Origin of the sequence: Actinotignum sanguinis (assembly GCF_030230305.1) — a bacterium.
Lineage (GTDB): Bacteria > Actinomycetota > Actinomycetes > Actinomycetales > Actinomycetaceae > Actinotignum > Actinotignum sanguinis.
Genome location: NZ_JASPCQ010000008.1, coordinates 91,586 through 99,779, shown reverse-complemented (window position 1 = coordinate 99,779; position 8,194 = coordinate 91,586). Strand labels below are relative to the sequence as shown.

The window sequence follows — 8,194 nt, the reverse complement described above, 5'->3', positions numbered from 1 at the left end:
ATGGTTTAAAAAGAAAGTGGTCGGAAACATTATCAAATGCTTCCGACCACTTCCCACGAGACTACTGATACAGCCCCGATATCCCTCTCGTTGCGTGGCAAAACGTATCGCAGGAACGCAATGAAAAACTCGCCGAGTGTTATCGGCTTAAGGGATTCAGTGCTTATGCTCCACCCCAAGGTGGTGTCTTGTTTGATCCAGGTGTTCCCGAAGCGCAAAACGAATCTTTTAACTTGGCGACACACGAGTGTTATTCGAAGTACTTTCTCGATCCCGAGTTTCTTGCGAATTTGACCGAGGATCAGCTACGAGTGCAGTGGGACTACTGGGATGAGTACTATATACCCTGCCTGGCGGCGCATGGTTATAAGGTTGATATCTCCGAGCGTCCGGCACGGGAAACTTATGCTACGACGTTTTACTCTGATGCAGAGCATCGCTGGTGGCCAAATAACAAGGGCTCGCTTTCTTTCCAAATCACGCCGGAAGTTATGAAAGTGTGCCCAGAAAGACCACCAATTACAGAGTTTTATGGGATCGATTGATTCACTGCAGATAGGGGCTGACGTATGAAACTAAGGTTTATACCTGTTTTCTATTCGTTACTCGTAGCGGTGGGTGGCTGTACCGCGGGCAGTACCGATCCGGGAAGTGTTGGCGAACCTGGAAGTGAAGCGGCTACGGCTTCGGCATCCGAATGGTATCCAAATTCCTGGAAGGCGAAAATCAAGATCACGCCGCGTTATCACACGGAGGAAGAGAAGCTTGCTTTCCGGGCACAGTGGCTAAAACGTGATGCGGAGCATTCTGGGATTGAGAATCCGCCGGACGTTGCTCTTGTGGAATGGCAAAACTCTGTGGAATTGCTGGATGTTAAGCGTGCCGAATGTTACAGGGAAAAGGGTTTTAGTGCCTATGTGCCGCCTCAGGGCGGAGTCGCTTTTGACCCGGGTATTCCAGAATCACAACAAGAGGCGTACGACCTTGCTGCGTATGAGTGTTATGCGAAGTATTTTCCTAATCCGGAATTCCTCACCAATTGGTCAGAAGATCAATTGCGAGTGATATGGGATTATTGGGATGAATACTATATTCCTTGTCTTGCCGCGCACGGTTATACGGTTGATACCTCCAAACGGCCTGCTCGGGAAACCTACGTCACCAAGTTCTACACCGATCCGGAGCATCGCTGGTGGCCAAATAATGGAGGCTCTCTTGGATTCGAAATCCCTCCAGATGTGTTAAAAATATGTCCGGAGATTCCTCCTGCTTCCCAGTTTTATGGCGTGGAGTGAGATGTGGCCATGAAACATAAGACTGGATCTGTTCTCGGACTTGTACTTGCAGTACTGACTGGCTGTGCTGCTGGCGGTTCTGATTACGGAACCGCTGGCAATGCTGACAGTGGATTGGCAGTGTCCGCTGCATCCGAATGGAATCCGAATTCTTGGAAGTCTGATATAGAGATTTCTCCTAAGTTTACAAGTGAGGAAGATAAGCTAGCTTTCCGGAAACGCTGGCTAGAGCGTAATGCCGAGACGGTCGGAGTTACGAACCCACCTGATATTGCTTTAGTTGAGTGGATGGAGTCTCCGCGCGCGGACGATGAAAAGAATGCGGAATGTATGCGGAGTAAAGGGTTTTCCGCTGAGGTTGCTCCGCAAGGGGGAATTCTATTTGATCCTCCTATCCCTGAATCGCAGCAGGAGGCTTTCGGTATGGCGGCCTATGAATGTCAATCAATGTACTTCCTTGACCCAGAGTTTCTTGCGAATTTGACCGAGGATCAGCTGCGGGTACAGTGGGACTACTGGGATGAATACTATATTCCCTGCCTGGCGGCGCATGGCTATAAGGTTGATATCTCCGAGCGTCCGGCCCGGGAAACTTATGTTACGACGTTTTACTCTGATGCAGAGCATCGCTGGTGGCCAAATAACAAGGGCTCGCTTTCTTTCCAAATCACGCCGGAAGTTATGAAAGTGTGCCCAGAAAGACCACCAATTACAGAGTTTTATGGGATCGGTTGATCCACTGCGGATAGAGGTGTCGCATGAAGTATCGGATTGTACCTATATTTAGTTTACTACTCATGGCAGTGGGCGGTTGCGCCGCGGGTGGTTCCGATTCTGGAAGTGCCGGTGCAACCAGTCACGGTACCGCTGTTGCTCAAGCATCCGAATGGGATCCGAATACCTGGAAAGCGAAGATTAAGATCTCGCCGCGATATCACACGGAGGAAGAGAAGCTTGCTTTTCGTGAGAAATGGTTGAAACGGCATGCGGACTACTGGGGAATTGAAGACCCGCCCAATGTTCCTTTGGTTGAATGGCAAGAATCATCCGAGGAAGAGGATCGCAAAATGGCCGAGTGTTTGACCAGCAAGGGTTTTGGATTCCATGTCACTCCCAAAGGCGGGATTGCTTCTGATGGGAGTATTCCGGAATCGCAAGAACAGGCATACCAGTTAGCTAGTTACGAATGCTATGCGATGTATTTTCTCAATCCGGAATTTCTTACCGATTGGTCGGAAGATCAATTGCGGGTGGTTTGGGACTACTGGGATGAGTACTATATTCCCTGCCTCGCTGCGCATGGTTATAAGGTTGATATCTCCGAACGTCCCGCTCGGGAAACCTATGTCGCTAAGTTCCACACTGACCCGGAACACCGCTGGTGGCCCAATAATGGGGGATCGCTTGAATTCCAGATCCCCGTGGAAGTGTGGAAAGTTTGCCCCAGTGACCCTCCTGCCACAGAGCTCTATGGCATAAACTAAACCCATGATGTTTACCATTCACGTGTAACCGCGTGGCTACCACGAAAGGCGTGCCGCCATGAATAAGAAAATTACTCAGATCCTCGTAGGCGTGATAACGCTCCTCCTCGTGGCGGCACTGGCATTCTGGGCGGGCCGCACCACCCTGAAACCGCCGGAGCGGATCACTCAAACCGGGGCGGAAACAATGACCGTGACTGTAACCGAGCAAAATATTGGCCGCACCCTCACACTCTCCACCACGGTAGAACGCGCGGCACAGCCGGTTGCCGTCAACCAGCTCAACGGCACCGTCACCTCCGTTGCCGCAGACGGAGAATTTCACGCCGGAGATAGCCTCTACACCGTCGGAAATACCGAGGTTATCGCGGTAGAAGGTTCAACGCCCTTCTGGCGACCCCTCGCCGAAGGAACCGAAGGTGAGGATGTCACCCAATACCAGCGGCTCCTCACCGCACTCGGCTACTCACGCACCGTGGCAGATGGGAAATTTGGCCCGGCCACCACCGCGGCAACGAAAGCGTGGCAAAAGGCGCGTGGGCAGGAACAGAGCGGCGTCGTCGGTTTGGGAGAACTTGTGGCAGTGCCGCAACTACCAGCTGCGCTCACCCTGGACCGCAGTATTGCTTGGCCCGGTGCGGCCCTGACCGGAAGTGAAAATATTATTAACTCGGTGTCCGGAACCCCCAGTTTTTATATGGAAATCACGAGCGAACAGCAGGCCATGATTCAGCCGGGAACCGGTATCCGCGTCAAGCTGGGCGAACAGCCCCTCATCGGAATTACCGGTGAGGCGGAGCAAACAGAATCGGGCCACATCAAGATCCCTGTTACCGCGGAGGATGGCGGTCTGCTGTGCGGCACTCGATGCGGGGAATTGCCGGCCAGTCAAAAAGCCTATCTTCTTACCGATATTGGGGTCGTGCCCGCGGTGACCGGGCCTACGGTGCCGGTCTCTGCGCTGTCCACGATGCCAGATGGGACCGTGAGCGTGAGGGTTGTAGGGGAGGCGGCGCCCCGCACCGTTACGGTTCAGACCGTGGCCGGCGGACTGGCGGTAGTTGAGGGCGTGCGGGCCGGGGAAAGCGTGTATGCCTTAGCCGATGCGAAGAAGGCCAGCGCGCCCGGGGGACCCGATGCGCCGGGTGTACCTGCCGGACCCAGCGCTGATACCGGTTCTCGCGAAGATTCAGATACCGGCGCCACCCCGAATCCGGAAAGCACGAAGTAATGGACGCGCCCGGTATCGCCACCCGTGAGCTGCGCTTCCGCTATCGGAAAGGCGCCGAAGAACTCTTCGACGGCCTCACCCACGTGTTCGCTCCCGCCGCGATTACCGCGGTGACCGGGGCATCGGGGCGCGGCAAATCCACCCTGCTCTACCTCCTTGGGCTCACTCTCACGCCCAGCTCCGGGCAGGTCCTCATCGACGGTGCCGCCGCCAGCGAACTCACCGACCGGGAACGCTCACGCCTGCGGGCCCGCCGCATCGGCTTCGTTTTCCAAGATTCCGAACTTGACCCCACCCGTCCCGTCCTGGACTCCGTAATGGAACCCGGGCTCTACGCGGGCCATTCCCTGGCTGCTACCCGCACCCGCGCCCGTGAACTCCTAGCCGACCTGGGCCTGGAACACCGCGCCGACCACCGGCCCGGGCAAATCTCCGGCGGGCAGGCCCAGCGCGTGGCGGTCTGCCGCGCCCTCGTCAATTCCCCCACCTTTATCCTGGCCGACGAACCCACCGGGAACCTCGACCCGGATAATGCCAACCTCGTACTCGGCGCCTTACGCCAGGCCGCGCAATCTGGATGCAGTGTCATTATTGCCACCCACGATCCCACGGTGGTCAACGCAGCAGATGAGGTGGTGCGGCTATGAAATTCTCTGTTCTGCTACGCGAAGGCGCGAAAAATGCGCGCGGGGCCCTGGTCACCACCATCCTGGTGGCACTGGTGCTCGGGGTGATGTGCGCGGCATCGCTGGTGACGGTGGGCCGCCAGGCCGCCACCGAAGCCGAGCTGCACCGCCAGCTCACCGGCCCGCAAGCCCGCCAGCTCACCCTTGTCGATCAGAATAATGCCGGGCTGCTCCCCGAAGCATTCTTGGAAACCCTGCACGGCACCTCCGGGGTGGCCGGGGCGGTGGGATACCGAAGCACGGTAGACGTGGTCAATGGGCCGCTCGGCCCGGCCTCCCAACTGTTTGCCCTGGTGGAAACCGGCGGAGACATCTCCAAAATAATTACATTAACTGCTGGGCGTTATCCCGGTCCGGGGGAAGCGATCGTGCCCGAGGCCATGCTGCCGCAGCTGCGCCTGGCCTTCCCCAGCGGCTACGTGGAATCGCGCGGCGGGCGGCAATGGGCCGTGGTCGGCTCCTTCACACCCGGCGGCGGATTTGAGGACCTCGATAATTACCTTCTGGCCGGGGGCGGCTCGGGCGCCTACGTGCGGGTGACCGCGCTGGCCAACGACGTCGAAAATATTGGCGCGGTTACCGATGTTGCACTCGCGGCCATCGGTGATTTCGACCCCACCAAACTCATTATCCGCAGTTCCGTCAGTCAAGCGAAACAGGGCGTGGCCGTGACCGGGCAGGTCGCGGGCATGGGCCGCGCCCTCCTCATCCTCATTCTCGGGGTGGGGGCGCTCTTCATCGCCGCGGTGGTGCTGGCCGATGTGCTGATCCGCCGCCGCGACCTGGGCCGGCGCCGCACCCTCGGCATCACCCGCGGCGGGCTGGTGGCCCTGGTGATCGCGCGTATCGCCTACCCGGCTGTGGGCGGCACCGCGCTGGGAATAGCCGCGGCCTGGGCTTATTGCCGGCTGAGTGGCAATCCGGTCGCCCTCGATTTTTCGGTGGCGGTGGGGGTGCTCGCGGTGCTCGTGGCGCTGCTCGCCTGCATTCCCCCGGCGATTTTCGCTGCCTACCGTGACCCGGTGGAGGTCATGCGCACGCCGTAGCCGCGCGCATTACACTGGCTGTCATGTACGTGGCGAGTCGTTTTGCGTTGGAACCGGAACGTGCGGTGGAACTAGCTGCCCAAATCGGGGTGGGAGAATTAATAACGGCCGGCCCGCGCGGCCTGGATGCCACACTCCTTCCTTTTAATATTTTTTACGACGACGCCGGCACCCTTCACCTCCACAGCCATATGGCACGTATTAATCCCCAGGCAGCCGATACCGGACCTTGCCTCATGGTGGTGACCGGCCCGAATACCTATATATCGCCCTCCGATATGCCACCCGGCCCGGACGATGCGCCGCTGGCTCGGGTTCCCACCTGGAATTACCTCACCGTGCACCTACGCGGCGAACTCACTATCCACGAGGATCCCGCCTGGCTCATCCCCACCCTGCGCGAACTGGTTGACGCCCACGAAATTGCTCACCACGGAGGTACCTGGCGTCCGGATACCCACGCGCGGCCGGACCAGCTGCGGCGCATGCTGCGCGCCATCGTGGGCGTGGATGTTAAAGTTACGGAGATTATTGGCAAGGCCAAGCTCTCCCAGAACTTATCCGCGGAGGAAATTGCTGCCACCGCGGCCAACTTGCGGCGGCGTCGTGACAAGAGCGCATCCACGCAGATAGCCGAGCTCATGGAAAACCTAGCCATCCCCACTGCCGCGGCGCGTGCAGAAGCCGTGGAGCGGGCGAAACACGGCCGTTGGGCCGCACGAGCCCGCACGGAAACCGAATAAACCACGGCAACCGAATAACCCGCTCGCGGCGGCAAACGTGCCCTATCTCACGTACACTGTGAGCATGGCATTTCTTGAGGACAGCGTGGACCCCCTGGATCTTTCTGCCGTGCAGCTGGCGCGGCTCATGCGCACCGGCCGCCTAGACCCCGTTGCGCATACCGAACGGGTACTGGAGCGCGCCCGCAGCCGCGGCGCCGCGGTGGGCGCATTTACTCACATCGCGGAAGAATTTTCGCTGCGCCAGGCCCGCGCCGCCACCGCGCAACTCAAGGAGGGCAAAGGCGGCCCGCTCACCGGGGTACCCTTCCCCATCAAAGACCTTGACGACGTAGCCGGCCTGCCCACCGAATACGGCTCGCGGGCCATGCGCGGAAATATCGCCACCACCACCGGCGGGGTAGCCCAGTCGATCCTGGACGCCGGCACCGTGACCATCGGGAAAACCACCACCCCGGAATTCGGCTTCGTCGGCTACACCGAACCGGCTGGCCTCGCCCCTGCCCGCACCCCGTGGGACCTTACACGCAGCGCCGGTGGATCCTCCGGGGGAGCGGCCGCGGCGGTTGCGGCCGGCGTGGTCCCCATTGCGCACGGGAACGACGGCGGCGGCTCGGTCCGCATTCCCGCTGCCCACTGCGGGGTACTCGGCATCAAACCCAGCCGCGGGCTGGTCTCGCCCGGCCCCGCTTCCTCTTTCTTCTCCGATAGCGGGCTGGCTACCGCCGGAGTACTGGCACGCACCGCCCGGGATCTCGCGGCCGGATTGGATGTTATCGCCCGGCGCCGGCCCGGGGATTGGAGTCCCTACCCGGGCTCGGGAGACTACCTGGCCACTCTGGACGCGGAATTTGGGTGCGGGCCGCAATCACGCAGCCGCGCCCTCGCCCTGGCCGATCTGCGGGTCGGGGTGCTCACCGAACCGCTCAATGTTGATACTGAGATTCACCCCGCCTGCCTGGAGGCCGTGGCGCGGGCAGCAGAAGATTTCGGTGCCATGGGCGCGCGCGTGGAAGGCATCGCGCGGCCCTTCGGCCCCGAAGCCTGGCAGTCCTTTATGCCGATCTGGCAGGCGGGTGCTGCCGCCATTCCACTCCCGCCCGAAAGTGAGTCCCTCCTCACCCCGATGAGCCAGTGGCTGCGCGCTCGCGGGCGGGAAGCATCTGCGCCGCAGCTCATGGCCGGCTTGCAGGGGATGTACGCGATTGCGCGGCGCATGGGGGAGGCGTTCGCGGGTTTCGACGTGATCCTCAGCCCGGCGCTCGGCACCCCGCCGGCCGATCCTACCTGGGTGTGCTGCCCGGATGATCCGGCCGAGGATTTCCGCCGCCAGTGCATCGTGAGCCCGTGGACCAGCTCCTGGAATATGTTTGGGCCCGCCGCGGTATCCATCCCGATCCACCGCGCGGAAGTGGGCGGCACTCTGCTGCCTTTCGGGGTACACGTGGGCGCAACCCGCTTCGGGGAAGAACAACTCCTGCTCGCCATCGTGGCCGCCCTGGAAACCCTGGATCCCTGGCCGCTTATCCGGCCACCGCACTCCGAATCGTAGGCGTATAAATATCAACCGGCTCAGGGGAGTGTTCACGTTGTAGACACTCTGGACAGATGCGCACCATTCTGTGCGATGATAGCCCGCATCCGGTATTCCCACGCGTCACGCACTGCCGGTCTATCGCTCAAGGGTGAGAGGCTGAGCGGGAGGGGTG

General features: G+C 60.0%; 9 protein-coding genes. All 9 read left to right on the top strand.

Features of this window, described 5'->3' with window-relative positions; all coding sequences use genetic code 11:
- Positions 1-188 precede the first annotated feature (188 nt).
- Positions 189-545 carry a hypothetical protein gene (locus QP828_RS05900; protein ID WP_274758702.1) on the top strand — a complete coding sequence of 119 codons (357 nt, stop codon included), beginning with the start codon at positions 189-191 and terminating at the stop codon, positions 543-545.
- Between the two features lie 24 nt (positions 546-569).
- Positions 570-1,295 carry a hypothetical protein gene (locus QP828_RS05895; RefSeq protein ID WP_274732377.1) on the top strand — a complete coding sequence of 242 codons (726 nt, stop codon included), beginning with the start codon at positions 570-572 and terminating at the stop codon, positions 1,293-1,295.
- Between the two features lie 9 nt (positions 1,296-1,304).
- Entirely contained in the window at positions 1,305-2,030 is a 726-nt protein-coding gene (locus QP828_RS05890) for a hypothetical protein (RefSeq protein WP_274732461.1), read from the top strand.
- 23 nt (positions 2,031-2,053) lie between these two features.
- Positions 2,054-2,779: a hypothetical protein gene (locus QP828_RS05885; RefSeq protein ID WP_274732378.1), complete on the top strand. Its 726-nt coding sequence runs from the start codon at positions 2,054-2,056 to the stop codon at positions 2,777-2,779.
- A gap of 58 nt (positions 2,780-2,837) precedes the next feature.
- On the top strand, positions 2,838-4,010 hold the full coding sequence (locus QP828_RS05880; RefSeq protein WP_274732379.1) for a peptidoglycan-binding domain-containing protein: 1,173 nt from the start codon (positions 2,838-2,840) through the stop codon (positions 4,008-4,010).
- Entirely contained in the window at positions 4,010-4,657 is a 648-nt protein-coding gene (locus QP828_RS05875; RefSeq protein WP_126135187.1) for an ABC transporter ATP-binding protein, read from the top strand. The genes QP828_RS05880 and QP828_RS05875 overlap by 1 nt, the downstream gene beginning before the upstream one ends.
- Positions 4,654-5,742 carry an FtsX-like permease family protein gene (locus QP828_RS05870; RefSeq protein ID WP_016441825.1) on the top strand — a complete coding sequence of 363 codons (1,089 nt, stop codon included), beginning with the start codon at positions 4,654-4,656 and terminating at the stop codon, positions 5,740-5,742. The genes QP828_RS05875 and QP828_RS05870 overlap by 4 nt, the downstream gene beginning before the upstream one ends.
- 23 nt (positions 5,743-5,765) lie before the next feature.
- Positions 5,766-6,485 carry an FMN-binding negative transcriptional regulator gene (locus tag QP828_RS05865; protein ID WP_016441824.1) on the top strand — a complete coding sequence of 240 codons (720 nt, stop codon included), beginning with the start codon at positions 5,766-5,768 and terminating at the stop codon, positions 6,483-6,485.
- 64 nt (positions 6,486-6,549) lie between these two features.
- Positions 6,550-8,037: an amidase gene (locus QP828_RS05860; RefSeq protein WP_274732381.1), complete on the top strand. Its 1,488-nt coding sequence runs from the start codon at positions 6,550-6,552 to the stop codon at positions 8,035-8,037.
- Positions 8,038-8,194: the final 157 nt, after the last annotated feature.